This is a genomic window from Bradyrhizobium jicamae (assembly GCF_018130215.1).
Lineage (GTDB): Bacteria > Pseudomonadota > Alphaproteobacteria > Rhizobiales > Xanthobacteraceae > Bradyrhizobium > Bradyrhizobium jicamae_A.
In genome coordinates this window covers 486,422-511,646 of record NZ_JAFCKQ010000001.1, presented here as the reverse complement: position 1 = coordinate 511,646, position 25,225 = coordinate 486,422, and the positions used below count along the sequence as shown (strand labels likewise).

The 25,225-nt window shown below is 64.6% G+C and carries 28 protein-coding genes and 1 pseudogene; 21 read left to right on the top strand and 8 right to left on the bottom strand.

Annotated elements, in window-relative coordinates; all coding sequences use genetic code 11:
- Positions 1–478 precede the first annotated feature (478 nt).
- Positions 479–745 carry a 30S ribosomal protein S20 gene (gene rpsT, locus JQ586_RS02340; protein WP_212392858.1) on the bottom strand — a complete coding sequence of 89 codons (267 nt, stop codon included), beginning with the start codon at positions 743–745 and terminating at the stop codon, positions 479–481.
- Positions 746–1,132: 387 nt separating this feature from the next.
- On the opposite strand from rpsT, the gene JQ586_RS02335 reads away from it, so the two are divergent.
- The 3 genes from JQ586_RS02335 (at position 1,133) to JQ586_RS02325 (ending at position 3,306) form a co-directional block, all read left to right on the top strand.
- A complete protein-coding gene (locus JQ586_RS02335; protein WP_212392857.1) occupies positions 1,133–1,450 on the top strand; it encodes a hypothetical protein in 318 nt (105 codons plus the stop codon).
- 112 nt (positions 1,451–1,562) lie between these two features.
- Positions 1,563–2,219 carry a peptide-methionine (S)-S-oxide reductase MsrA gene (gene msrA, locus JQ586_RS02330; protein WP_212392856.1) on the top strand — a complete coding sequence of 219 codons (657 nt, stop codon included), beginning with the start codon at positions 1,563–1,565 and terminating at the stop codon, positions 2,217–2,219.
- 331 nt (positions 2,220–2,550) lie between these two features.
- Positions 2,551–3,306 carry a polysaccharide biosynthesis/export family protein gene (locus JQ586_RS02325; protein ID WP_409410949.1) on the top strand — a complete coding sequence of 252 codons (756 nt, stop codon included), beginning with the start codon at positions 2,551–2,553 and terminating at the stop codon, positions 3,304–3,306.
- A gap of 114 nt (positions 3,307–3,420) precedes the next feature.
- On the opposite strand, the gene JQ586_RS02320 is transcribed toward JQ586_RS02325, so the two are convergent.
- The 3 genes from JQ586_RS02320 to JQ586_RS02310 are packed head-to-tail and all read right to left on the bottom strand — an operon-like array spanning position 3,421 to position 5,274.
- A complete protein-coding gene (locus tag JQ586_RS02320) occupies positions 3,421–4,095 on the bottom strand; it encodes a dienelactone hydrolase family protein (RefSeq protein WP_212392855.1) in 675 nt (224 codons plus the stop codon).
- A gap of 52 nt (positions 4,096–4,147) precedes the next feature.
- The gene (locus JQ586_RS02315; RefSeq protein ID WP_212392854.1) at positions 4,148–4,489 is read right to left on the bottom strand and encodes a hypothetical protein; all 342 of its coding nucleotides are present in this window, start codon (positions 4,487–4,489) and stop codon (positions 4,148–4,150) included.
- Entirely contained in the window at positions 4,489–5,274 is a 786-nt protein-coding gene (locus JQ586_RS02310; RefSeq protein ID WP_212392853.1) for an alpha/beta fold hydrolase, read from the bottom strand. Before JQ586_RS02310 ends, JQ586_RS02315 begins: the two co-directional genes overlap by 1 nt.
- 293 nt (positions 5,275–5,567) lie before the next feature.
- Here JQ586_RS02310 and JQ586_RS02305 point away from each other — a divergent pair, with 293 nt between their 5' ends.
- The 4 genes from JQ586_RS02305 (at position 5,568) to JQ586_RS02290 (ending at position 11,072) form a co-directional block, all read left to right on the top strand.
- Positions 5,568–6,059 carry a (2Fe-2S)-binding protein gene (locus JQ586_RS02305; RefSeq protein WP_212392852.1) on the top strand — a complete coding sequence of 164 codons (492 nt, stop codon included), beginning with the start codon at positions 5,568–5,570 and terminating at the stop codon, positions 6,057–6,059.
- Complete coding sequence (locus JQ586_RS02300; protein ID WP_212392851.1) at positions 6,056–8,341, top strand: molybdopterin cofactor-binding domain-containing protein; 2,286 nt, start codon at positions 6,056–6,058, stop codon at positions 8,339–8,341. The genes JQ586_RS02305 and JQ586_RS02300 overlap by 4 nt, the downstream gene beginning before the upstream one ends.
- Before the next feature lie 209 nt (positions 8,342–8,550).
- Positions 8,551–9,645 carry an HD-GYP domain-containing protein gene (locus JQ586_RS02295; protein ID WP_212392850.1) on the top strand — a complete coding sequence of 365 codons (1,095 nt, stop codon included), beginning with the start codon at positions 8,551–8,553 and terminating at the stop codon, positions 9,643–9,645.
- A 137-nt stretch (positions 9,646–9,782) separates the two neighbouring features.
- Entirely contained in the window at positions 9,783–11,072 is a 1,290-nt protein-coding gene (locus JQ586_RS02290) for a cytochrome P450 (RefSeq protein WP_212392849.1), read from the top strand.
- Positions 11,073–11,120: 48 nt separating this feature from the next.
- Here JQ586_RS02290 and JQ586_RS02285 read toward each other — a convergent pair whose 3' ends face one another.
- Together JQ586_RS02285 and JQ586_RS02280 are read right to left on the bottom strand one after the other, a co-directional pair.
- Complete coding sequence (locus JQ586_RS02285; protein WP_212392848.1) at positions 11,121–12,701, bottom strand: AMP-binding protein; 1,581 nt, start codon at positions 12,699–12,701, stop codon at positions 11,121–11,123.
- Positions 12,702–12,845: 144 nt separating this feature from the next.
- Positions 12,846–13,265 (bottom strand): VOC family protein, encoded by a 420-nt coding sequence (locus JQ586_RS02280; RefSeq protein WP_212392847.1) that lies wholly within the window; start codon positions 13,263–13,265, stop codon positions 12,846–12,848.
- A gap of 171 nt (positions 13,266–13,436) precedes the next feature.
- On the opposite strand from JQ586_RS02280, the gene JQ586_RS02275 reads away from it, so the two are divergent.
- The 12 genes and pseudogenes from JQ586_RS02275 to JQ586_RS02225 all read left to right on the top strand — a co-directional run bounded on the left by JQ586_RS02275 (position 13,437) and on the right by JQ586_RS02225 (position 21,749).
- Positions 13,437–14,408: a tripartite tricarboxylate transporter substrate binding protein gene (locus JQ586_RS02275; protein WP_212392846.1), complete on the top strand. Its 972-nt coding sequence runs from the start codon at positions 13,437–13,439 to the stop codon at positions 14,406–14,408.
- Positions 14,409–14,435: 27 nt separating this feature from the next.
- On the top strand, positions 14,436–14,717 hold the full coding sequence (locus tag JQ586_RS02270) for a DUF3551 domain-containing protein (protein WP_212392845.1): 282 nt from the start codon (positions 14,436–14,438) through the stop codon (positions 14,715–14,717).
- 72 nt (positions 14,718–14,789) lie between these two features.
- On the top strand, positions 14,790–15,239 hold the full coding sequence (locus tag JQ586_RS40360; protein WP_249147198.1) for a helix-turn-helix transcriptional regulator: 450 nt from the start codon (positions 14,790–14,792) through the stop codon (positions 15,237–15,239).
- A pseudogene (locus tag JQ586_RS02265) lies at positions 15,224–15,586 on the top strand (SRPBCC domain-containing protein); the annotation flags it as partial. The gene JQ586_RS40360 and the pseudogene JQ586_RS02265, both read left to right, overlap by 16 nt.
- A gap of 21 nt (positions 15,587–15,607) precedes the next feature.
- Complete coding sequence (locus JQ586_RS02260) at positions 15,608–16,345, top strand: thioredoxin family protein (RefSeq protein ID WP_212392843.1); 738 nt, start codon at positions 15,608–15,610, stop codon at positions 16,343–16,345.
- A gap of 201 nt (positions 16,346–16,546) precedes the next feature.
- Positions 16,547–17,164, top strand: a complete 618-nt coding sequence (locus JQ586_RS02255) for a hypothetical protein (RefSeq protein ID WP_212392842.1) — start codon at positions 16,547–16,549, stop codon at positions 17,162–17,164.
- On the top strand, positions 17,151–17,531 hold the full coding sequence (locus JQ586_RS02250) for a transcriptional regulator (protein ID WP_212392841.1): 381 nt from the start codon (positions 17,151–17,153) through the stop codon (positions 17,529–17,531). The genes JQ586_RS02255 and JQ586_RS02250 overlap by 14 nt, the downstream gene beginning before the upstream one ends.
- Positions 17,532–17,564: 33 nt before the next feature.
- Entirely contained in the window at positions 17,565–18,305 is a 741-nt protein-coding gene (locus JQ586_RS02245) for a di-trans,poly-cis-decaprenylcistransferase (RefSeq protein WP_212392840.1), read from the top strand.
- 116 nt (positions 18,306–18,421) lie between these two features.
- Positions 18,422–19,948, top strand: coding sequence for a magnesium-protoporphyrin IX monomethyl ester anaerobic oxidative cyclase (gene bchE / locus JQ586_RS02240; protein ID WP_212392839.1), 1,527 nt, complete (start codon positions 18,422–18,424; stop codon positions 19,946–19,948).
- 99 nt (positions 19,949–20,047) lie between these two features.
- Positions 20,048–20,203 (top strand): response regulator, encoded by a 156-nt coding sequence (locus JQ586_RS02235; RefSeq protein WP_212392838.1) that lies wholly within the window; start codon positions 20,048–20,050, stop codon positions 20,201–20,203.
- 92 nt (positions 20,204–20,295) lie between these two features.
- A complete protein-coding gene (locus tag JQ586_RS02230; RefSeq protein ID WP_212392837.1) occupies positions 20,296–20,454 on the top strand; it encodes a hypothetical protein in 159 nt (52 codons plus the stop codon).
- 68 nt (positions 20,455–20,522) lie between these two features.
- Positions 20,523–21,749 (top strand): threonine ammonia-lyase, encoded by a 1,227-nt coding sequence (locus JQ586_RS02225; protein WP_212392836.1) that lies wholly within the window; start codon positions 20,523–20,525, stop codon positions 21,747–21,749.
- Positions 21,750–21,811: 62 nt separating this feature from the next.
- On the opposite strand, the gene JQ586_RS02220 is transcribed toward JQ586_RS02225, so the two are convergent.
- Entirely contained in the window at positions 21,812–22,453 is a 642-nt protein-coding gene (locus tag JQ586_RS02220; protein ID WP_212392835.1) for a glutathione S-transferase family protein, read from the bottom strand.
- Positions 22,454–22,467: 14 nt separating this feature from the next.
- Positions 22,468–22,773 carry a hypothetical protein gene (locus tag JQ586_RS02215; RefSeq protein ID WP_212392834.1) on the bottom strand — a complete coding sequence of 102 codons (306 nt, stop codon included), beginning with the start codon at positions 22,771–22,773 and terminating at the stop codon, positions 22,468–22,470.
- Positions 22,774–22,934: 161 nt separating this feature from the next.
- Here JQ586_RS02215 and JQ586_RS02210 point away from each other — a divergent pair, with 161 nt between their 5' ends.
- Together JQ586_RS02210 and JQ586_RS02205 are read left to right on the top strand one after the other, a co-directional pair.
- A complete protein-coding gene (locus JQ586_RS02210) occupies positions 22,935–24,197 on the top strand; it encodes a serine hydrolase (protein ID WP_249147197.1) in 1,263 nt (420 codons plus the stop codon).
- A 21-nt stretch (positions 24,198–24,218) separates the two neighbouring features.
- Entirely contained in the window at positions 24,219–24,983 is a 765-nt protein-coding gene (locus JQ586_RS02205) for a dienelactone hydrolase family protein (RefSeq protein WP_212392833.1), read from the top strand.
- Positions 24,984–25,225: the final 242 nt, after the last annotated feature.

The window sequence follows — 25,225 nt, the reverse complement described above, 5'->3', positions numbered from 1 at the left end:
GGAGTTCGAGACTCTTCGCGACTGTTGCGTTGCTGCAATTCGGACGCCGCGAAAGCAAGTTTTTGAATCCGCGCATAGATTCGCTGGTGTCACAAACCACGGTCCAATACCAAAAAATTTTCATAGAAAATTTACATTTGCTTCTGCAGCGGACGATTTTCCAATCGCTGTTCCGCGCTATGTGCATAAGTAACTCGCGAAGCGTCATTTTTCACGATTACTTTTGCAGGGTAACTCCCCGCCCAGGATTCCCGATGCGAGAGCGCCGCGCTATTCCATCTGCGTTACTTAGCGCGCGGTCGCCAACCGTCGGCTGAAGCAAAACGTATCCGGTAGAACTACGGACACCACGAAACATGACATGTGGCATCTCCCGCGGCAACGCGCGTCGTCTCGCACGACGAAACTCATCCACCGCAAAAAACAAAAAAAGCCCGGCTCGCGCCGGGCTCCGTGACGATCGTTTTCTTCCGTCAGCTTACTTCGCGAGCTTCGCGATCTGATGCGACAGGCGCGACACTTTGCGGCTCGCGTTGTTCTTGTGAACGATATTGCGCTGCGCTGCCTTCATCAGTTCGGGTTCGGCGCGCTTCATTGCCGTCAGCGCCGCCTCGCGATCGCCGCGCTTGATCGCCTCTTCGACGGTGCGCACCGCGCCACGCATCTGCGTGCGGCGCGACTTGTTGATGATGGTGCGGCGGGCAATCTTGCGGGTCGCCTTCTTGGCGGAAGTGGTATTGGCCATGGTCTCAACTGTCCTTCGGCGGTGATCGCTCGGTGGTCGGGCTCGCGCGCACCGGCCGGTTCAAATCTCTACTCTTGTGTATTGTCCAAGGGTGTCTTCAAGGGTGTTCTTGAGTCGGCCATGCCAGGGAGCGAAAAGAGAGCCCCCACATGCGGCGGCCCTGTCCACGAACAGCGACCCAAAGAACAGCGGCGGCAGGATTGCGCCCGCCGCCATTGGCCGGTCTTATAGATGGCGCAGCTTGCAGCGTCAACGCTTTCCGGACCCAAAAAGCGGCCGAAATCGGGCCTGCGGGGCCCGGATAAGGTGCTGAAGTGGTTGAATTTCCCGGGGGCGCCCGGTAAGGCCTGACGTAGTTCGGGGCGCGACAGGGACTTTGGGTGACGCATGATCCGCGGCTTTTTCCGTCTGATCGGGCTTCTGCTGCTGGCCGGCGGATTCATCTTCATGGTCTATGACGGCGCCCGCTACGTCGCCGACCAGTCCCTGCGCTTCACCCGGTTCGGCCAGTTCTGGAACGACATTCACCAGTCCAGCCAGCAGGCATTCCGGACCTGGGTCGAGGGCCACGCGCCGTGGCTCTGGAACGACGTGATCCGGATCATCCTCGACCAGCCGGTGTTCGCTGTGCTCGGCATCGCCGGCATCCTGCTGATGATCCTGTTCCGGCCCCGCAAGCGCTTGATCGGCTATACGCGCGACTGACCCGGCGCCGCAGCGTAACGGGGCTGCCATCATTCGCGTAAAGACCTATATAGGTGACAGCCGGCCCGCAGGCAGTTGCCGCGTCGGCCGATGTCCCGCCTGGAGGTAATCCATGTTGTTCATGCGCAAGACCACCGCGTTGCCGAGCGCCGCCGAGGCGCTGCCCGGCCGCGCGACGCCGATCCCGACCGCGACCACGCATTTCGTCAACGGCAGCAAATTGCAGCCGCCATATCCCCAAGGCCTCGAGCAGGCGGTGTTCGGGCTCGGCTGCTTCTGGGGCGCGGAGCGCAAATTCTGGGAGCTCGGCGACGGCATCTACACCACCGCAGTCGGCTACGCCGGCGGCCACACGCCGAACCCGACATATGAAGAGGTCTGCTCGGGACGCACCGGTCACACCGAAGTGGTGCTGGTGGTGTTCGATCCGAAGAAGATCTCCTACGACAAGCTGCTGAAGACCTTCTGGGAGAACCACAACCCGACGCAAGGCATGCGCCAGGGCAACGATATCGGAACGCAGTATCGCTCGGCGATCTACACGTTCAGCGATGCGCAGCGCAACGCGGCCGACGCGTCGAAGGCCGGCTATCAGAAGGCACTCGCTGCGAAGGGCCTCGGCGCGATCACCACCGAGATCGTACCATCAGGCGCGTTCTACTTTGCCGAGGACTATCACCAGCAGTACCTCGCCAAGAATCCGGCCGGCTATTGCGGGCTCGGCGGCACCGGCGTGTCCTGCCCGATCGGTGTCGGCGTCACCGCCTGACTGTCATTGCGAGCCGACGGGTCGCGCGAACGAGCGCCGATGACATGCTCAGCGAAGCAATCCATATTCCTTCGGGATGGAATGGATTGCTTCGTCGCTTCGCCCCTAAAGCGCGATGAGGCTGCATCGTCGTCGCACCTTAGCTCCTTGTTTGAGCACGATCTCCGCGCAAACGCGTTCCGCGTTTGTCGCGAGGGGAAACCGCTACACACTTTCCGGCTCATGCTCTAGCAGTGACGAGGTTCCCGGCTGCCCGAGCGATCTCAAAACACCATTTGTTAACCATAACCGGTGCAAGACTAGGGCTGTCTCGCTTTGAGGGATGGCTCCCGTGCCGGTTGTGCGCGCGTTACGATTGCCGATCATCGCCGTCATGCTTGCGCTCGGGCTCACCGGCTGCATGAGCACGACCGGTCCGGTCGCCGTCGCCCCGCAAGGCGATCTCGATTCCATGGCTTATGGCCAGACCTACGCGCCGGCCCCGGTGGCCGATGCCAGCGGCGGCGGCGCGATCAGCGCGTTGCGCTCGGCCTTTGCAGGTTCCCCGCCCGGCTACTACGCAACGCCCGCCGCCGCTACAGTTATGTATGCCGGGACGGCAGCGCCGGTTTCGCATGCCGGCTACGACAGCGCCTATCATCTCGACGCCGGTGACCGGCTGCGCGTCGTGGTCTATGGCCAGGAGGGCCTCACCAACACCTACGCGATCGATGCCGCCGGCTCGATCACCATGCCGCTGATCGGATCGGTCCCGGCCCGCGGCCGCACGCCCGCCGGGCTCGCCGGCGAGATCACGGCACGGCTGCGCAACGGCTTCATCCGCGAGCCGTCGGTGGCGGTCGAGATCGAGGCCTACCGCCCGTTCTTCATCCTTGGTGAAGTCGCAGCCCCCGGCCAGTATCCCTATGTGCCGAACATGACCGTCGAAAGCGCGATTGCGATCGCCGGCGGCTTCTCGCCGCGCGCCCGGCGCGACAGTGTCACGCTGACGCATACGGATGCGGGCGGCGCCGGCCGCTTCGTGGTGCCGCTGGGCACGCCGATGAGCCCGGGCGATACGGTGTTCGTCGGCGAGCGCTGGTTCTGACGAAGGACAACGTCCTTCGTCGTTCCGGGGCGAGGCGTTGGCATCGAAATCCCGAGATTCCGGTTTCGCTCATTTCATTCGCGCCCGGAATGACGCGCGGAGAGGGTTTGTGCCCTATCGCGTCAGATGCTTCGCGAAGAATGCGAGGCTCCTCGGCCAGGCGATGTCGGCGCTGGCCTTGTCGTAGCTCGCGCGCTCATCGCAGTGGAAGCCATGCTGCGCGCCGGGATAGACGAAGACCTCGACCTCGGGCCGCTTCGTCTTGATGATTTCGACATCGCTCAAGGGGATGCCGGCGTCCTTCTCGCCGAAATGCAGCTGGGTCGCTACGCGCGGCTTGTCGTCGGCGAAGCGCGCGATGGCGCCGCCGTAATAGCCGACCGCAGCCGTGAGCCCGTCGAGCTTGGTGGCGGCAGCATAGGCGACACTGCCGCCGAGGCAGAAGCCGATGATGCCGACCGGCCCGGCCGATGTCACCGCGTCGATCGCCGCCTGGGTGTCGCGCAACATCGCGGCCCAGTCCGGGTTGGCGACGAATTTCCGCGCATTGGCGATCTCGTCAGGCGAATAGCCGCTCTGGAAGTTCGGCGTGATGCGGTCGAAGATCGACGGTGCGACGGCGACATAGCCCTCGCTCGCCAGCCGGTCGCAGACCGAGCGGATGTGGTGATTGACGCCGAAAATCTCCTGGATCACGACGACGGCGCCTTTGGGCGCGCCGGCAGGTTCTGCGCGATAGGCGCCGAGTTCAAAACCGTCCGAAGCCTTGAGCCTGATATCGTGTCCCACGGGTCATCCTCATCACGTTTGGGGTTGCAGTTTCGAGACGCGCGCGAACTGCCTATTTCCACATCCAGTTCTCGCCCCAGTCGCCCTTCCAGCCGGCCAGCCGGCCCTTGCGGAATTGCAGATAGAGCCGGTCATGGTGCGCGAACAGTCCGCTGCCGCCGAGGTCGCGGAAGGTCAGGAAAATCTCGTCGCCAGGCCGGCCGCCGACATAGGTGAGGGGCGTGCCGAGCGCGTGCTGTGCCTCGTCGACGCCCATGCCGAACGCCAGCGGCGTGTTGTTCGACAGCGTCGCGGTGAAGGAATTGGGCGCAGTGCTGAACGGTGCCGGTTTTTGGGCGCTTGCCGCGGTCACGACCCCCGCAGCCAGCAGCAGAGCAATGCCGATCGCCTTCATCAGGCAACCCTTCCCGGCGCGCCGGATTCAAGACCGTCCAGGAACGGCAGGACCGCCGCGATGAACGCCTGCGGCTGATCGATGTTGACGGCGTGGCCGGCATTCGGGATCACCACCTTCCGCGCCCCGGGAATCTTCGCCGCCATGTAGTCGGAGGCGGCCAGGAAGGGGGTATCGTCGGCGCCGACCACGACCAGCGACGGCACCCGGATGTCGGGCAGCGATTCGATTACCCTTGCGTCGCGCTGCGCCAGCATGCCGCGTGCGGCGAGCGCGAGACCCCTGGCATTGCGGTGCGTGACCGACGCGCGCTCGGCGCTGAGCGACTTCAGCACGTCCAGCCCGTCGCGATCGAACCGGTCGCCGGTGTCGCGGGCACGCTTGTTCCAGGCCTCGCGGGCGTCGTCCTTCTTGAAGCCAGGCCCGGTGTCGATGATCAACAGCGCGCGGACCCGTTCCGGGTGGGCGCGATGGAAGGCAAGCGACATATATCCGCCAAGTGACAGGCCGCCGACGATCGCCTGTTCGGCGCCAACGGCATCGAGCAGGGCGGCAATGTCGCCGACCGTCGCGGCCTCGCTGTAGGCATCGGGATCGTCGGGATAGTCCGACAGGCCGTGGCCGCGCATGTCCCACAAGATGAGCTTGTGACGCCTCGACAGCGCCTCGATCTGGCCTTGCCACATTGCCGAGGTCGAAGAGTAGCCGTGGGTGAGGATCAGCGCCGGGCCGCTGCCGTGGACCTCGTAGTGGATGTCGACGCCGTTGCGGTTGAGCTTGGCCATTCGCGGGCTCCTTGTCTTTTCCTTGTCGATGTCCTTGTCCGGCGACGCTACCGACCTTGGTAGGAGCTATCGATAAGACATCAACACTGGCATTTCAAAAGCTTCATGCATTTGCCGCAACGCACAACCGGCAAGTTGTCAATTTATTTCCTTCGAACATTTCCAAAATAAATTGCCTCTGTCCCGGAACCGGATCATTGTCTCGGCAACTGTCGCTTACCCGGTGGTCGACAGCCATGACCCAACAGTGAGATGCCGCCGTAAGCGGCTTCATACACCGGAAGGGGAGAGAGATGCCAAATCTCAATATCAACGGGCGGAATATGTCCGTCGAAGCGGCCAATGATACGCCGCTGCTTTGGGTCATCCGCGAGCAATTGCAGATGACCGGCACCAAATTCGGTTGCGGCGCGGGGCTCTGTGGCGCCTGCACGGTCCACCTCAATGGCGAAGCAGTACGGTCCTGCCAGACCTCGGTCGCCGACGCCGTCGGCAAGAAGATCACCACCATCGAAGGACTTTCCGCCAAGGGCGATCACCCCTTGCAGAAGGCCTGGATCGCCGAGCAGGTCCCGCAGTGCGGATACTGCCAGTCCGGCCAGATCATGCAGGCGGCGGCCCTGCTGTCGAAGAATTCCAACCCGACCAAGGACGAAGTCGTCGCGCATATGGACGGCAACCTCTGCCGTTGTATGACCTATTCGCGGATCCAGAAGGCGATCATGCGTGCGGCGACCGAAATGCGCACGGCGTCGGCCACCGGCAACGAGCGGAGGGCCACATGAACGAGCACGTGAAGAACGTCACCCCCGAGACGACTGATCTCAGCCGTCGTTCCTTCCTGGTCGGCACCGCGGCAACGGGCCTCGTGCTCGGCTATGCCGGCGTTCCCGGCATCGATCACGCCCTGGCCGCTGCGCCCGCGCATTTCGAGCCGAGCGTCTGGTATTCGATCGCCCCCGACGGTCTCGTCACCGTGACCTGCGGCAAGGCCGACATGGGCCAGCACGTTGCCTCGACCATGGCGCAGATCGTGGCCGAAGAACTCGGCGCGAGCTGGAAGGACATGCGGGTCCAGCTCGCATCCAACGATCCGAAGTTCAACGACCCCGTGCTGGGGGCGCAGATCACCGGCGGCAGCTGGTCGACCATGATGAACTTCGATGCAATGAGCCGCGCCGGTGCCGCCGGCCGCATGGCATTGACCGAAGCGGCAGCCGCCACGATGGGTGTGCCGGCGGGCGAACTGGTGGTCGGCAATTCCGTGATCAGCCATTCGAAGTCGAAGAAATCGATGTCGTTTGCCGAAGTGGTCAAGAGCGGCAAGGCGACCAAGACCTTCACCCCGGATGAGCTCAAGGCGATCAAGCTGAAGTCGCCCGAGCAGTACACGATGATCGGCGTCTCGGTGCCGCAGCTCGATATCCCGTCCAAGACCAACGGCACGGCGAAGTACGGCATCGACGTGATGCTGCCGGGCATGGTCTACGGCAAGGTCGTGACCCCGCCGGTACGCTACGGCGCCACCGTGAAATCGGTCGACGATTCCGCCGCCAAGAAGGTGCCCGGCTTCATCAAGGCCGTGACGCTGGACGACAAGACCGGCACCACGACCGGCTGGGTGGTTGCGGTGGCGAACACCTATGCCAACGCCCGCAAGGCTGCGGACGCACTGAAGATCGAGTATGACGGCGGTCCGAATGCGAAGCTGTCGAGCGAGTCGCTGCTGACCGAGGCCAAGCGGCTTCAAGGCCTGAGCGATTCCGGACAGTTCTTCGTCAAGGACGGCGATCCGAATGCTGCCTTCGGCACGGCGGCGAAGGTGTTGGAGGCGGAGTACACCACCAACATCAACATCCATGCGCCGATGGAGCCGATGAACGCGACGGCCGAGTTCAAGGGCGACATCCTGCATATCCATACCGGCAACCAGTTCGCGACGCGCTCCGGGGCGATCGCGGCGGGCGCGGCCGGGATCGATCCGAAGTATGTCGTCATGCACCAGATGTGGCTGGGCGGCGGTTTCGGCCGGCGTCTCGACGCCGACATGACGGTGCCCGCGGTGCAGGCGGCCAAGTCCGTCGGCAAGCCGGTCAAGGTGATCTACTCGCGCGAGAACGACATGACGATGGATTTCTCGCGTCCGCTCACCTACCAAAAGGTCAAGGCCGGCATGGACGGCGACGGCAAGCTCGTCGCGCTGAGCCATGACGTGGTCTCGGCCTGGCCGACTCAGCGCTGGGGAATTCCCGACTTCCTGTCGCCCTCGGTCGACAAGAAAGGGCCGCTCGACGCCTTCACGGTCAATGGCGCGGACTTCTTCTACACCGTGCCCAACCACTACGTGCGGGCGATCAAGAACGAGATGGCGCACAACGCCACCCCGTCGGGTCAGCTGCGCTCGGTGGCACCGGGTTGGACCTTCTGGGCGATCGAAAGCATGATCGACGAGATCGCGCATGCGACCGGCAAGGACCCCGCCCTGTTCCGCGTCGAGCTGCTCGACGGCAAGGGCAAGAACGACGGCGGCGCGCAGCGCCTCCGCAACACCCTGCTCGCAGCGATGGGGTTGGCCGGCTACGGTACCCTGAAGCTGCCGAAGGGCGAAGGCATGGGCGTCGCCTGCGTGTCGTCGCAGGAACGCGCGACGGCAAGCTGGACCGCTTGCGTTGCACATGTCGCTGTGGCGCCGAGTGGCGAGGTCAAGGTCAAGAAGCTGACCGTGGCCACCGACGTCGGCACGCAGGTGAATCCCGACGGCATCCGGGCCCAGGTCGAGGGCGCGGCGCTGTGGGGCATGTCGCTGGCGCTGTTCGAGAAGGCGACGTTGAAGGATGGCGGCATCGAGCAGACCAACTTCGACAGCTACACGCCGCTTCGGATGAGCCAGCTGCCCGAGGTCGCGGTCAACGTCATCGCCAATGGCGAGAAGGCGACCGGCGTCGGCGAGCCTGCGGTGACGGTGGTGGCGCCGGCGATCGGCAACGCCGTCTTCAACGCGGTCGGTGCCCGTGTCCGCGGGCTGCCGATCACGGCCGAGGCAGTGAAGGCGGCGATGAAGGCATAAGCACCCTTCGTCATCCCGAAAATGATGGTCCGCCGGGGGCTTCCCCGGCGGACTTTTTTTCGGGAGTGATCATGATTCTGCTGCCCAATTCCGCGGTTCCTCAAATTGTAAGCATTCCGCTCAACGGCCGTTCAGCATCCCTCTTAAGCGAGCAGGAACTCATCGTCAGGTAGCGTCCATGTGTCCGTGGTTACCGCGACGGGGATCTCATGAGTGCCTTAGCCAACAAGACTTCGAAGCGCCGGCTCCTGCTGGCGTCGGACCGAAGCGACCAGAGCAACGAACTCGCCAGCATCCTGAGATCGGTCGGAGAGGTCGATACCGTCCCGACCTCGCAAATTCCCGAGCAGCCGGCCCGCGATCTCTCCGGCATCGTGGTCGACATCAACCTGCGTTCCCCCGAAAGCGTGCAACTCGTCCGCGCCAAGCTGCAGGCCGAGGCCTACCGGGAGATGCCGCGGCTGTTCGTGCTGGCGGATGCGCTCCACCACGGGACGATGCAGGCCTGGGCGCTCGGCGCGACCGACACGATCTCGCGGCCGTTCGATGCGCGCGGCATCCTGCAGCGTATCCGCGCCGCGTTCCCCGACGACAGCGGTTTTGACGAGACCGATCGCGGCAAGGCGCTCAATCGCGGCGTCGAGGCCGCGCATGCGGTGATGGTCAAGATGTTCGAGCGCATGCGAACCGGCGAGTCGCTGAAGTTCGAGGACATCGTCGCCGCGGAAAACAAGATCCTGAAAGCGATCAAGCACAACTCGCTGCGGGAATGGCTTACCACGGTCGGCTGCCATCATCAGGAGACCTACCGCCATTGCCTGTTCGTGACCGGCTTTGCGGTGGCGTTCGCGCAGCATCTCGGCATGCGCGAGGACGACCAGCGCCGGCTCGCCCGCGCCGCCCTGCTGCACGATGTCGGCAAGGCTTTCATTCCCGTGACGCTGCTCGACAAGCCCGGCGAGCTGACGATGCAGGAAATGGCCGAGATGCGCGAGCATCCACGCCGCGGTTACGAGGCGCTGTCGGCGCAGGGCGGTTTCCCGCCGGAAATGCTCGACGTCATCCTGCACCATCACGAATTCCTCGACGGCACCGGCTATCCCAATGGTCTAACCGGCAACGAGATCAGCGACATCGTCCGCGTCACCACCATCGTCGACGTCTATTCCGCTCTGGTGGAGAAGCGCGCCTACCGGCTGCAGTTTACCCACGCCAAGGCGTTCTCCATGATGGAGGACATGGCCGGCAAGCTCGACCAGCAATTGCTGCAGGCGTTCCGCCCGGTGGCGTTCGGGCATTATTGAGCCGAGCCGCCCCGCATCGCTCCTCGCAATGGCGCGCATGGCGGGAGCATTAGCCAATCAACGCAAGTCTCGGTCCATGCCCCTGCCTAGATTCCGACGATCATCGGCTTCTCCGATGACGGGCAGGAGGATGATCCATGGACGCGACAGCAACCGAAAATCTCGACATCCCCGCCGACATCGCGGCCACCCTGGTCGATCCGGTCGCCTATGCGGATCATCGCATTCATGGCAGCTATCGCTGGCTGCGCGCCAACAACCCGCTCGGCGTCGCCCGGCCGCAAGGCTTTGATCCGTTCTGGGTGGTGACGAAGCATGCGCATATCCAGGCGATCAGCCGGCAGAACGAGCTGTTCCACAATGCCGACCGGCCGACCACTCTGACCAATCAGGCGGTCGAGGCGCGCGTCCGCAAGATCACCGGCGGCCCCAATCTGGTGCGCTCGCTGGTGCAGATGGACGCGCCCGACCATCCGAAATATCGCGCGCTGACCCAGGGCTGGTTCATGCCGGCCAATCTCGGCAAGTTCGAGGGTCGGGTCCGCGAGATCGCGCGCGCGACCGTCGAGCGCATGCTCGACAGGGGTGGCGCCTGCGATTTCGTCGAGGACGTCGCGCTCGGTTACCCGCTGCATGTCATCATGGAGATCCTCGGCGTTCCGGAAGCGGACGAGCCGCGAATGCTCAAGCTGACGCAGGAGCTGTTCGGCCCGCAGGATCCGGACGTGGCGCGCAGCCGCGAGGCGCTCAGCGCGGAAGCGTTCTCGATGATGATGCAGGCGGTGGTCGCGGATTTCTCCGCCTATTTCCGGGGTATCACCGAGGATCGCAGGCAGCATCCTCGCGATGATCTTGCGACCGTCATAGCCAACGCGAAGATCGGCGGCGATTACATGCCGGAGCACGACGCGACCAGCTATTACATGATCGTCGCGACCGCGGGCCATGACACCACGTCATCCTCGACCGCCGGCGCGATCTGGGCGCTGGCCGAAGACCCCGCAGAATTTGCCAAGGTGAAGGCCAATCCCGAGCTGATCCCGGGCCTCGTCGATGAGGCGATCCGCTGGATGACCCCGGTCAAGCATTTCATGCGCACCGCCACCGCGGACACCGAGCTCGGCGGCCGCAGCATCGCGAAGGGCGATTGGCTGATGCTGTGCTACGCCTCGGGCAATCGCGACGAGGAGGTGTTCGAGGAACCCGACCGCTTCCGCAGCGACCGCAAGCCGAATCGCCACGTCGCGTTCGGCTATGGCGCACATCTCTGCCTCGGCCAGTATCTGGCGAAGCTCGAGATGCGCATCCTGTTCGAGGAATTGCTGCCGCGGCTGAAATCGCTCGCGCTCGACGGCGAGGTAAAGATGACGCAGGCCTATTTCGTCAATGGGCCGAAGAAGCTGCCGATCCGGTTCGAGGTGAATTGACCTTTCGAGGAGCCGACAGGGCGCGCGGATGCATGACGCGTCGAGACCTTACTCCAGCATCTTCCGCAGCTCCGCCTTCGCGACCTTCTCCAGTGTAGAGCGCGGCATCTCGTCGACGAAGCGGATTTCCCGGGGCACCTTGAAGTCGGCAAGTCCTGAACGACACGCCGCGATGACATTGTCATGCAGATCGACAGGCAATGCCGCGACACCGGTCTGCGGGATGATGAACACGACGGGCACCTCGTCCAGCATCGGGTGCTTCTTCGCTACGACCGCGGCTTCGCGCACGCCCGGCACCATGGCGATGACCTGCTCGATCTCGGACGCCGCGACATTCTCGCCGCCGACCTTCAGCATGTCCTTGGCGCGATCGCCGAACCTGAGGTAGCCGCGCTCGAGCATCGTGACGCGGTCGCCGGTGATGAAATAGCCGTGCTCGTCGAAACTGTCGCGCGTGGCCTTCTCATTGTGCAGGTACTCGGCGAACAGCGACAGCCCGGGAATGCCCTTGATCAGGAGATTGCCGGTCTCGCCGACGCCGGTCGGCGTGCCGTCGTCGTTTGTGATGCGGATCTCGTATTCGGGCGCGGCGCGGCCGATCGACATCGGCGTGTTGGGCTGGTCGACCTCGCCGATGATGCCGTGGGTGATGGTCTCGGTCATGCCCCACCAGCCGATGATCTTGACGCCGAACGCGGCAAACGGGGGCGGCTCGTTCACCGCGGTGCCCCAGAGCCGGAATTTGTGCTGCTTCGGGATATCGTGCTCCAACAGCGCCTTCATGCAGAACGGGATCGTCGAGGTCCAGGTGCAGCCATGCTCGAGCGCCACCGGCCAGAAGCGGCTCGCGGAGAAGCGCGGCTGGATCACGCAAGTCGCCCCGACCCACAGGCTCGCCAGCATCGAATAGGCCAGCGCGTTGGTGTGGAACAGCGGCAGGTAGGTCTGGTGCACGTCGGATGCATGCAGGTCCTGATGCGCTGCATTGATCTTGGCGCCCCATAGCGCATTGGCATGCGTCCAAAGCACCGCCTTCGGGCGCGACGTCGTACCGGAAGTATATTGCACGCTGCACGCCGCGAGCGGATCGGTCGGCCGGTGCGGGCGATCGGCGCTGTCCGCGAACAGCGTCTCGAAGCTGTCGCCGCGCGAGGGCGAATGCGCCGATGTTTGTCCCGCGTCGTGCGCGATCACCGCGATCCAGCGCATGTCCCTGCAGTTGGCCGATATCAGCTCGGCATAGGCCGGCTGGGTGATCGCGGCCACCGCGCCGCAATGTCCCGCGAAATACTCGATCTCGGCGGCAGCCGAGCGGGTATTGGTGGTGACCGCGATGGCGCCGAGTTCGACACACGCGAACCACGACATGACCGCCTCGATGCAATTGTCGAGATGGATCAGGACATGGTCACCCTGCCGGATGCCGCGCCGGGCGAGGCCCGCCGCCAGCGCGCCGACCCGCTCGTGGAATTCGCCATAGGTCCAGCGCCGCGCCGGCGCATCGAACGGTGCCCAGATCAGGGATGGATGATCGCGGCGCACCTCGGCGCGCATCTTCAGCAGCCACGGCACGTCGAGCCCGGCGAACGGTCCGACGATGCCTGGCGCTGCCCTGGAACTGGTCATTTGTCCTCCCGCGCAGCTTCAGTAGCTGCTTGCTTGTTGTCGGGAGTCTTTGTGCCACTGGACAAGGTCAGCTGCAAATGCAGTCTCGGCAGGGCCTGCCCGTCATTGCGTCGTTGCCGTCGCTTCTCGCAATGAACGGGAGCGCTATTTCGTGCCGTCCTCATACGACGAGATCTCGATCAGGCTGCCGTCGGGATCGCGGCAATAGACCGAGCGCAGCGTGCCGCGGGCGCCCTGCCTGGCGACCGGGCCCTCTTCGATCGCAACGCCATTGGCCCTGAGATGCGCGACCACCTCGTCGGGTGTGCTGGCGGTGAGGAAGCAGAGATCGTCACTGCCGGCCGCCTCGTGATCGGCAGTGAACCAATCGACCTTGTCGGCATCGCGCGGCCGCACATTGATCTTCTGGTTGCCGAACACCAGGGATGTCCGCGGCGTCTTGCCCTCGCCCGGATCGAACACCTTCACGTCCATGCCGAGGATCCTGCTGTACCAGGCTGCCGAACGCGCGACATCGGCGACATTGATCACGAGATGGTCGAGCGCATTCACCTTGACAGCCATGTCGATCCTTTCGGCGCAAGTGCAATCAGAGCCGAAGCCTGGCCCCTTGTCGCGGTCGCCTGCGGCAGTGTCGCACTGGCCGCTGCAGGCGTTGTTTGTTAGAACGCCGGCGTACGCAATTCAACAGCAACAGGCAGGAACGAAAACCTGCCGCACCGGGGGGCAACCGTCATGATTTCACGCCGCGCCGCGCTGGGCCTGATCGGCTCGGGGATTTCTACGTTCGCGATCGGCCGTGCGTCCGCCGCCGACTATCCGGCGCGGCCGGTGCGCTGGATCGTCGGCTATCCGCCGGGCGGGGCCACCGACATCATCGCGCGCCTGATCGGGCAGCGGCTGTCCGAGAAGCTCGGCCAGCAATTCGTGATCGAGAACAAGCCGGGTGCCGGCAACAATATCGGCACGGAGGCGGCGATCAACGCCGAGCCCGACGGCTACACGGTGCTGCTGGTCAACCCGGCGAACTACATCAACGCCTCGCTCTATGCCAATCTGAAGTTCAATTTCGTGCGCGACATCGTGCCGATTGCCTCGTTCAATCGCGTGCCGAACGTGATGACGGTCAACAAGGATGTCCCGGCCAGGACCGTCGCCGAATTCGTGGCCTATGTGAAGGCCAACCCCGGCAAGGTGAACATGGCGTCCTCCGGCAACGGCACCTCGGTGCATCTGTCCGGCGAGATGTTCATGGCGATGACCGGCTGCAAGATGCAGCACGTGCCGTATCGCGGCGCGGCGCCCGCGATCACCGACATGCTCGGAGGCCAGGTGCAGGTGATCTTCGACAACATGCCCTCCATCATCCAGCACATCCGAGCCGGCTCGCTGCGCGCGCTCGGCGTGACGACGGCGGAGCGCTCCTCGCAACTGCCCGACGTGCCGGCGATCGCCGAAACCGTGACGGGCTATGAGGCAAGCGCGCTGTTCGGCATGGGCGCGCCGAAGAACACGCCGAAGGAACGCGTCGGCAGGCTCAACGCCGAGATCAACGCCGTTCTCGCCGAGCCCGAGATGAGGAAGCGCCTCGTCGAACTCGGGGGCGAACCGCTGATCCAGACGCCGGAAGCCTTTGGCAATGACATCAGGGCCGAGACCGACAAGTGGAAGAAGGTCGTCGAATTCGCCGGCCTGAAGGTCGAATAGGGCAGCGTGAGAGCGGGAGTTCTGATCATGCGTCGATTGCAGTCGACCGTGCCCGTATTGGCCGCGGTGGCGCTCGCCTGCCTTGCTAGCATCGCGCCTGCTTCGGCCGATCCCTATGATTACCCGTGGTGCGCGCAGGGACCGAGTTTCGGCTATCCCGGCCAATGCATGTACCAAACCTATGCGCACTGCCAGGCGAGCATATCCGGCCAGTATCTCGCTTGCGGGGAGAACCCGCGGTTCCTGTTCCGCGAGCAGGCGCAGCCGCGGCAGCCGCAGCGGCGATACCGACGCATCGACCACGATTAGCCATCCCGCGCATTGACGCGATCGTGAAGCCGGACCCTTGACGGCAAACGGTCTGCGATTATACTAAACCACATGGTTAAGTATCAGGACCAGACGCTGGACCGCACCTTTGCGGCGCTCGCCGATCCCACCCGCCGGGCCCTTCTGGCGCGGCTCGGCGAGCGGAACGGTTTGTCGGTGAGCGAACTGGCCCAGCCGTTCGCGATGTCACTGCCCGCGATCATGAAGCATCTCGAGGTTCTCTCGGATGCCGGCCTGATCGCGCGCGAAAAGACTGGCCGCACGGTGGCGTGCCGGCTCACCGCCCGGCCGATGGAGCAGGCGATGAACTGGCTCAACCGGTATGCGCAATTCTGGTCCGACAACCTCGATCGCCTCGCTGCCTTTGTGGAGGATAACCCATGGCCAACAGCACCGCAGCCGACGCCGGCCTCGCCGCGCGCCCAAGCCTCACCCTCACGCGCCGCCTCCGCGCGCGGCCGGAAAAAGTCTACGCCGCGTGGACCGACGCGGAAAACCTAGTGCAGTGGTTCGGGCCCGGACAGGTCAAGCCCGGCACGGCACGTGCGAATCTCGACGTTCGCGTCGGCGGGCGCTACCGCATCAGCTTCACCGGTTCGAACGGCGAATATCACGAGGTCGGCGGTGTCTATCGCGAGGTGGCGCCGAACCGGCGGCTGGTGTTCAGCTGGGCCTGGCATTCGACCCCGGAACGCGAGTCGCTGGTGACGGTGTCGATCAAGCCCGACGCCGGCGGCACGCTGCTCACCTTCCACCACGCGCAATTCGCCGACGAGACGGCTCGCGACAATCATCAGCGCGGCTGGACCGAGTTCCTCGGCAATCTGGAAACTTTCGTCGACGCTTGAGCCCTTGACCAGGAGCAACCGATGCAAACGCACAAGATCGTCTCACGCGAGGAATGGATCGCAGCTCGCAAGTCCCTGATGGCCGGCGAGAAGGAACTGACCCAGGCCCGCGAAGCGCTGAGCCGCCAGCGCCGCGAACTTCCCTGGGTCAGGGTCGACAAGAATTATGTGTTCGACGGGCCGGGCGGCAAGGTCACACTCGGCGACCTGTTCAAGGGCAGGCCGCAGCTCGTGGTGCAGCACGTGATGTTCGCGCCTGAATGGGATGCAGCCTGCAAGAGCTGCTCGTTCTGGGTCGACGGCTTCGAGCGCATGGTGCCGCATCTTGCAGCGCGCGACACCACCATGATCGCAATCTCGCGGGCGCCGCCGCAAAAGCTCGAGGCATTCAAGAAGCGGATGGGCTGGACCTTCGATTGGGTCTCGTCAGGGACCAACGATTTCAACTACGACTACGGCGTCTCCTTCACCCCTGAGCAAATGCAGAAGGGTGAAGCCCGCTACAATTTCGGAACCACGCCGCCCTATGGCGACGAGTTGCCGGGCATTAGCGTGTTCTATCGCGACGACGCGGGCGACGTGTTCCACACCTATTCCACCTTCGCACGCGGCCTCGACATGATGAACGCCGCCTACCACTATCTTGACCTGACGCCCCTCGGGCGTCACGAGGAGGGGCTGCCCTATCCGATGGATTGGGTGCGGCTTCGCGATCAGTACCAGCCGTCGCCGGTTCAGGCATCCTGCTGCCATAGTTGAGCCGCGGTGCGCGCGAAGCGAGAACCACGGCGTGCAATTGCGCGCCCCGAGAATTTCGACAGACGGCGCTGCTCCCGCCGCATTTGTGCAGTATTCGTGCAGTAACTGGCCGTTAAACATCTTGATTGCCGCGAGATGCGGCGCCGCTTGCGTTTGCTTGGCGACCCCGTATACTTTGCGATACAAAGTTCGGGTGGTCAGATGCGCGACCTCGACAAGGCGTTGGCCGATATTCTCGCGATCCGCAGCCAGATCGCGGCAGGAACCGCGTTCCGCGGCTATGGGTCGGCAACGGTTGCCGCCACCAGCGGCATCGCGCTCATCACTGCGCTCGCGCAGCATCTGTGGCTCGACGATCCTACTTCCCATCCGATCGTGTTTCTCGCCGGCTGGGCGGCCGCGGCCCTGCTGTCGGCGGTGCTGATCTGGACCGAGATGCAGGCGCGTTCGCAGCGGCATCACTCGGGCCTTGCCGATGCGATGGTCCGGCAGGCGATCGAGCAGTTTGTTCCTGCGGCAATCGCCGGCGTGCTGCTGGCGATCCTGCAATGGAAGTTCGCGCCCGAGACGCTGTGGATGCTGCCCGGCCTCTGGCAGGTTCTGGTCAGCCTCGGCGTGTTCGCATCGGTCCGGCTGCTGCCGCGCACGATTGCACTCGGCGGCGCATGGTATTTCCTGTCCGGCTTCACGGTGCTGCTGATCGCGAGCCAGAGCCACGCGCTATCGCCCTGGACCATGGGACTGCCGTTCGCGATCGGCCAATTGTTGCTTGCAGCCCTGCTTTACTTTGCCTCTGGAGAAAATGATGCCGAAGACTGACGCGACCAGCGCGCCATTCGCCTATGACGGCCTCGATCGAGTCATCCATGAGAAGGCGCGGCTCGGATTGCTGACCTCGCTGATGGCGCATCCGAAGGGGCTCGCCTTCGCCGATCTGAAGCAACTCTGCGGTCTGACCGACGGCAATCTCAGCCGGCATCTTCAGGTGCTGCAGGAGGCCGGCCTGGTCGACGTCATCAAGGGCTATGAAGGCAACCGCCCGCACACCACCTGCCGCCTGACCAAGACCGGCCGTCGTCGTTTCCTCGACTATCTCGCCGTGCTCGAACAATTGGTGCGCGACGCCGCCAGGGCTGCCGGCAAGGGCGAGGCCGCGGCGAACCGCCTCGGCATCCTGCCGGCCTGATCATCGTCCATTTTTTTGTCTGGAGACTTTGTAATGCAAAGTAACGTTGCGCTCGACCCGGAAGACGCCGTCCGGCTGCATGTCGGCATCATCATGGACGGCAACGGCCGCTGGGCGACCCGGCGGGGCCTGTCGCGGCTGCGCGGACACGAGGCCGGCGTGGAGGCGATTCGCCGCGCGGTCGAGGCGGCGCCGGACCAAGGTGTCGGCACGCTGACCCTCTATGCGTTCTCGAGCGATAATTGGCGGCGGCCGAAGGCGGAAGTTGCGGCGCTGATGACGCTGCTGCGGTTCTATCTCGCCAACGAGATCGAGGCGCTGGTGAAGAACGGCGTCCGCCTCACCGTGATCGGCCGCCGCGATCGCCTGCCTGACGGTATCGCCAGCGCCATCGCGCGGGCGGAAGCTGCGACCGCAGACGGCACCACGCTCCATTTACGCATCGCAATCGACTATTCCGCGCGCGACGCGATCCTGAACGCGGCTGCACGGGCGGCCAGCGTCGGCAAACTCAGCCGCGAGACCTTCGCAGATCTCATCACCGGCGAGACCGGCCTGCGCGACGTCGATCTCATCATCCGCACCTCGGGCGAGAAGCGGCTCTCGGACTTCCTGCTTTGGGAAGGTGCTTACGCCGAACTGCACTTCACCGAGCGGATGTGGCCTGAATTCGACGCCGACGATCTTGCCGATGCGCTTTCCTCCTTCCATCGCCGCGAACGCCGCTTCGGCGGCCTGGCGGCAATTGCGCCGGAGGCGGTGCCGAACCTCTAGCGCGTCCAGCAACGGATGCCTCCATAGACCATCCAAAAGCCCGGCCGGGGGGTTGGGCTCTCTTCACAAGATGCGGGGACGAACGATCACGCCAACCAAAGCGGGAGCGGTCGGCCATGCGCATTCTTCTGATCAACGTACCTCATCCATCGATCGGCAGCCGAATACCCGACGATCATTTGCCGCCCCTGGGCCTGTTGTCGATCGGCGGGCCATTGCTCGACGACGGGCATGTCGTGCGCCTCCTCGATGCCGAGTTCGGGCCGATGGCGATCGAGGCCATCGTCGCGGAGGCGTCGCGATTTGCTCCTGATGCCGTGCTGTTCGGCCATTCCGGCTCGACATCGGGCCACCCCGTGATCGCCGAGGTGGCCCAGGTGATCGTCGCAGCCTTGCCAAGCGTGCTGATCGTCTACGGCGGCGTGTTCCCGACCTATCACTGGCGTGAAATCCTGCGCGAGGAGCCCTATGTCACCGCGATCGTACGCGGCGAGGGAGAGGAGACCGCGCGGCGATTGATGCGCGCGCTAGAATTTGGCGGCGACCTAGGCGCCATCGCAGGTATTGCGTTTCGCGACCTGCACGGCCCGCGCGCCACGCAGCCCGCGCCCGTCATCCGCGACCTCGACGCCTATCGGGTCGGCTGGGAATTGATCGATCACGCGCGTTACAGCTACTGGGGCGGCTTGCGCGCGGTCGTCGTGCAGTTCTCGCGCGGCTGCCCGCATCTGTGCAATTATTGCGGCCAGCGCGGGTTCTGGACGCGATGGCGGCACCGCGATCCCGTGCGCTTCGCCCGGGAACTGGCGCGGCTCAATCGCGAGCACGGCGTCAAGGTCATCAACTTCGCCGACGAGAACCCGACCGTCTCGAAGAAGGCCTGGCGGAGCTTTCTCGAGGCCTTGATCGCCGAGAAGGTGGACCTGATCCTGGTCGGCTCGACCCGCGCCGACGACATCGTCCGCGACGCCGATATCCTGCACCTCTACAAGAAGGCCGGCTGGCAGCGCTTCCTGCTCGGCATGGAGAACACCGACGAAAGGACGCTGGAACTGATTCGAAAGGGCGCCACCACGACCACCGATCGCGAGGCGATCCGTCTGATGCGGCAGCACGGTATCCTGTCGATGGCGACCTGGGTCGTCGGCTTCGAGGAGGAGACCGATCGCGATCATTGGCGCGGCCTGCGCCAGCTGCTGTCCTACGATCCCGACCAGATCCAGATGCTCTACGTCACGCCGCATCGCTGGACGCCGTATTTCCGTCTCGCGGCCGGACGGCGCGTGATCCAGACCGATCGCCGCCGCTGGGACTACAAGCATCAGGTGCTGGCGACGCGGCACATGGCGCCATGGCGCGTGCTGCTGTGGTTCAAGTTCACCGAGATGGTGCTGCAATGCCGCCCGAAGGCGTTGCTGCGCGTGCTGTTCCATCGCGACGCCGGGCTGCGCCATGCCATGCGCTGGTACACGCAGATGGGACGCCGGGTCTGGCCGCACGAGATCTTCGGCTTCTTGCGCGACAAGAGATTGAAGCATGGACCGACCGTGCAGGAGTTCTGGGGCGCACCGCAGGATGCGGAGGAACAATCGATGTCGTCGTCGCGGCCCGAGCGCCGCGTCGGCGCATCGAAGGCGGCGTAACTTGGCACCGTACCCGGAGTTCTGCCGCTCTCCGAGTTGCTTTGAACCTTGCAACGCCGCGTGCGACCTAATTTCGGGGTATGATATTAGAGGTCGCAAATGACTATTTTGGCCCAGTCGATTGCACGCGCGTTTCCTGCCAATTCGCTTCAAATCAATCTTGTCCGGCATCTGCTGTTGCTCGCGCTGGCCGGTTTGTTCGTCGCGCTGCTCCGCGCGAGCTATGGTCTCGATCTGAGCTGGGGTTTCTTCTAGCGCGCGTTTTCGGCTGCAAGTCATATTAGGTTAACCGGTCCAAGGTAGCTAAGCGCACGCTTGCTAATCATTTCGAACCCGGGCCGATCTCCATGGATAAGCCGATGCGCTGCCAGTGCGGCAGGACGCGAACCATTGTGCTCGACAGGCATTTTCGCACCGCGCTGGTATGCCTTGCGTGCGACGAGGTCGAGCGGGCCGGGCCGGCCGAACCGGTCAAGTCCGAGGAAGAGGCGCTGACCGAGCGATAGCGCTGTCGTCTTGCTGAGCGAAACCTTATAGGCTGCGCGTTCCGAAGCTACTCAGAAGCGAAAGCCCGATGCAGCACCTTTCCGGTTCCGCCCAAACCGTAACGCTCGCCGATGTCCGTCGGGCCGCGGCCGTCATCCGCGATTCGGTCATGGTCACGGCCTGCAACGAGAGCCGCACGCTCGGTGAAATCTGCGGCTGCCGCCTGTTCCTCAAGTTCGAGAACCTGCAGTTCACCGCGACCTTCAAGGAGCGCGGGGCACTGAACCGGTTGCAGGCACTGTTGCCGGAGGAGCGCAAGCGCGGCGTCATCGCGATGTCGGCCGGCAACCACGCACAGGGTGTCGCATACCACGCCAGGCGGCTCGGCATCCCCGCCACCATCGTGATGCCGATCGGCACGCCGATGGTGAAGATCGAGAACACAAGGCGTCACGGCGCCGAGGTCATTATCACCGGGCAGACGCTGGAAGAGGCGGCGGCCTTCGTCAAGGCGCATGCCGCCGAGCACCGCCTGACCCAGATCCATCCCTATGACGATCCCCTGATCATCGCCGGCCAGGGCACGATCGGGCTCGAAATGCTCGATGCAGTGCCGGAGCTGGACGTGCTGGTTGTGCCGATCGGCGGCGGCGGGCTGATCTCCGGCATCGCGACGGCCGCGAAGGCGCTGAAGCCGTCGCTGCGCGTCATCGGCGTGCAGGCGCAGCTCTACCCGTCGATGTACAATGCGGTCAAAGGCGCGCAGCTGCCGATGCGTGGCGATACGCTCGCCGAAGGCATCGCGGTCAAGGCGCCCGGGCAGATCACCACAAGGATCGTCCGCGACCTCGTCGACGACATCATGCTGGTCAGCGAGGACCAGATCGAGCGTGCGGTCGCAACGCTGATTTCGATCGAGAAGACGGTGGTGGAAGGCGCGGGGGCGGCGGGCCTCGCGGCCGTGCTGGCCGCGCCGGACGGCTTTGCCGGCCGCAATGTCGGCCTCGTGCTGACCGGCGGCAACATCGACACGCGGCTGATCGCCTCGGTCCTGACCCGCGAGCTCGCGCGCGAGGGCCGGCTGACCCAGCTTGCGCTCGACATCGTCGACCGGCCCGGACAACTCGCCGCGGTCTGCAATCTGCTCGCATCGGCGGGCGCCAACATCATCGAGGTCTCGCACCAGCGTACCTTCTCCGACCTGCCGGCGAAGGCGACCTTGCTGGAACTCGTCATCGAGACCCGCGACCGCGCGCATCTGGAACAGGTATTGGCCAGGCTCGGCGGCGAGGGGTTCGCGGTGAGGGAAACCTAGAGCATGATCCGGAAAAGCGTGTAGCGGCGCGCAACAGGGCGACATAGCGGGGCATCGGCGCCTCAGCTCAGCAGCAGCGCCATGCCGGGATCGCCCTTCTCCATCGCGCGCCGATAGGCAGGGCGCTCGGCAATGCGGCCGAGATAATCCCTGATGTTGGGGCAGCGGCCGAGATCGTAGGGCATGAAGTAGCGCATGGTGGTCAGCGAGAAGCCGATCATGATGTCGGCCGACGTGAACGTGTCCCCGCCGAGATATTTTGCGTCGCGCACGCGTGCATCGACCAGGTCGAAGGAGCGGTCGAGCCGCGCCCGCATCATGACCAGCATCGGATTGTCGGCGGCGAGGTTGAGCCGATTCAGGATCATGTTGCGGCCCATCTGCGGCTGCAGCGTGCCGTTGGCGAAATGAAACCAGTACAGGAATTGTGCGAAGTCGGGATGATCGGGCTTCAGTGCCAGCCGTCCATTGCCGTATCTGGCGATGATGTAGTCGACCACGGCCGCGGATTCGGCCAGCACCAGTTCGCCGTCGGTGATGACAGGCGCGGCGCCGATCGGATGCAGCGCCTTGTAGTCCGGCTGCGCCAGCATGGTGACGGGATCGCGGGCGTAACGCTTCAGTTCATAGGGGATCTCCAGCTCCTCGCAGAGCCATACGATTCGCTCCGATTGCGATTTGCCGAGATGATGGACGGTGAGCATGGCAGGCTCCTGGTCTAGGTTTCGTCCTTCGCCTTCGCAGGCTTCTTTGTTGGCATCGGCTCTTCCATCGCCTTCTTCATGGCGCGAGCATAGGCGTCGGCGGCGTTCTCCGCCGAGGTCTGCAACCGCCTGGCGGTCGCGGTCGCGTTCAGCATGGTGCTCCTGGCGAGGAAGCGGAAGCGCGCCTTGCTGTCCTTGTCCTTGGCCTTGGCGGCGCGCGCGGCCCAAACGGATTGGCGTTTCCTGGCAGCCGCCATCAGGGCCTTGGTCTGCGCTCTTGCGGTCTGCCGGATCACGGCGTCGAGGTCGGCTTCGGCCATTCAGATGCACTCATGGACTGGATGACGTGCGCCGGATGGGCGCACAGGGAGAGGGAACCATCACTAGCGCGCCCTGCGCGGTTTGACCATGCCGTCCGCGATTGTGCCGGGCCGCGCACTCCGGCATAACCCGGCGAGGCCCAGAGGGGAGCGGCCCGCGGATGATGGGGCGGTTCAGTCGGCGCGAAGTGATGCTGCACGCAGCGGTGGCCGCCGCGGCCGCGATGGCCAGCGCCCGGCTTGCCGTTTCGGCTCCGCTCCGCACCTTGCGGCAGAGTGGCGACGTCGACGCCGCGCTGCAGGCCCGTGTCGATGCCGGCGATGTGCCCGGCATCGTGGCCATGGCGACGAACGCGCAGGATACGCTCTATCAGGGCGCGTTCGGCCTCCGCGCGCAGGGCGCAACGGCGAAGATGACCGTCGACACGGTGTTCCGCATCGCCTCGATGGTCAAGCTGCTGACCACGGTCGCGGCGCTGCAGCTGGTCGAGCAGGGCCGGCTGAAGCTGGACGAGCCTGCGGCCGGTATCGATCCCGCGCTGGCCGACCTGCAGGTGCTCGCCGGCTTCGACGCCAGGGGCGTCCCGCAATTGCGGCCGCCGCGAAAGGCCGTCACGCTCCGCAGCCTGCTGTCGCACACGTCGGGCTTCAGCTACCCGCTGTGGGACGCTGACGTCGTGCGCTATCTGCGCGCAGCTCGATCCGATCCCGCGTTGCCGCACAGCGTGCTGATGTTCGATCCCGGCAGCCGGTGGTCCTATGGTGGCAGCCTCGATCGCGTCGGCCGGCTGGTGGAAATCGTCAGCGGCGTGACGCTCGATCGCTATTTTCGCGATCACATCCTGCATCCGCTTGGCATGAACGACACCGGCTTCACCATCACCGAGCAGCAGCGTGCCCGTGAAGCGCATCTGCACGTCCGCCGGAGTGACGGCACGCTGGAGCCGCAGCCGCTGGAGAAGCACACCGCGCCAAGGAAATTCTCGGGTGGCGGTGGTATCTATTCGACCGCCCCTGACTATCTCACGCTGCTGCAGGCGCTGTTGAACGGCGGCAGCCTCGGTGGAACATCGATCCTGCATCCGCGCACGGTGGGACTGATGGCCGACAATGCAATCGGCAATCTCGATGCCGGTGTGATGCGGACGACAAATCCGGCGATCTCCAACGACGTTGATTTCTTTCCGGGCGTGCGGCTGCGCTGGGGGCTTGGCCACATGATCAACCTCGATCCGGTAGAGGGCGGCCGCAAGGCCGGCAGCCTGACCTGGGCTGGCCTCTACAACACCTATTACTGGATCGACCAGGCATCCGGCCTTGCCGCAGTCGTCATGATGCAGATATTGCCGTTTGCGGACGCACGCGCGCTCGCCGCCTATCGGGCGTTCGAACGCGCGCTCTACCGCGCCCGTGATGCGGCGTAAGCATGGCCGAGGGAAGCTCCAATGTTCGAGATCAGCCGAAGACACGTTCTCGCCGGTCTCGGCCTTGTCGCGGCGACCCGCCCGTCGCTGGCGATGGCCGTCGAGACCATAGCTGTCGAGGCCAGTGACGGCCGGGTGATGCTGAATCGTTATGCCGCGGAGCGCTACGGCAAGCGTCCCGCCGTGCTGCTTTTGCACGGCTCGCGCGGCTTCGATCTCAGGACGCAGGCCTATGAGCGTCATGCCAATGCGCTCACGGCAGGCGGCATCGATGCCTATTTCGTCCGTTACTACACGGCGGCGGATGAGCGCGCGATGACGATGCACGAACGTGAGCGCCGCGAGGCCTATGAGACCGAACGTTTCGACGCGTGGGCCGCGCGCGTGTCGTCGGTTCTGGCCGCGGTGCTGGCACGCGCGGACAGCTCCGGCCGCGCCGGCCTGCTCGGCTTCTCGCTGGGCGGTTACGTTGCCGCTGCCACGGCGGCTCGCGACGCGCGCGTGTCCGCGCTGGCCGTGCTCTACGGAGGCATGCCCGACAGGATCGTGGCCGGGGTGAAGCATCTGCCGCCCATGATCGAACTGCACGGCGAGGCCGATCGCAACGTGCCGCTCGCGCGTGGCGAGGAACTGATCAGGCTGGGCAAGAAGGTCGGTGCGCCGGCTGAGATCGTCACCTATCCGGGCAAGGCTCATGGCTTCGACTTCGTGGACAATGACCCCGCGACGGCAGACGCGGTCGGCCGCGTGTCGCGCTTCTTCAGGGAGCGATTGAACGCGGGTTGAGCCAGTCGCCTGCGCGCGTTCATTCCGGTTCAACCTGTCAAACGGCATTCGGTGTCATCGGCCGCGTTGTTGCACGGCCAGTGATCACACATCCGCATTCTCGCGGCGCGATGCGTCCGAGGTCTGCTGCAATCTTCGCCACTCTGAGTGCCGAGGGCGCAGGGAAAGCCGGGTGCCGATCGCACCCATGGGCCCCGTGCAGTGTAGAAAGCACGGGGGTAGGACCACAGGTGTAACCGGAG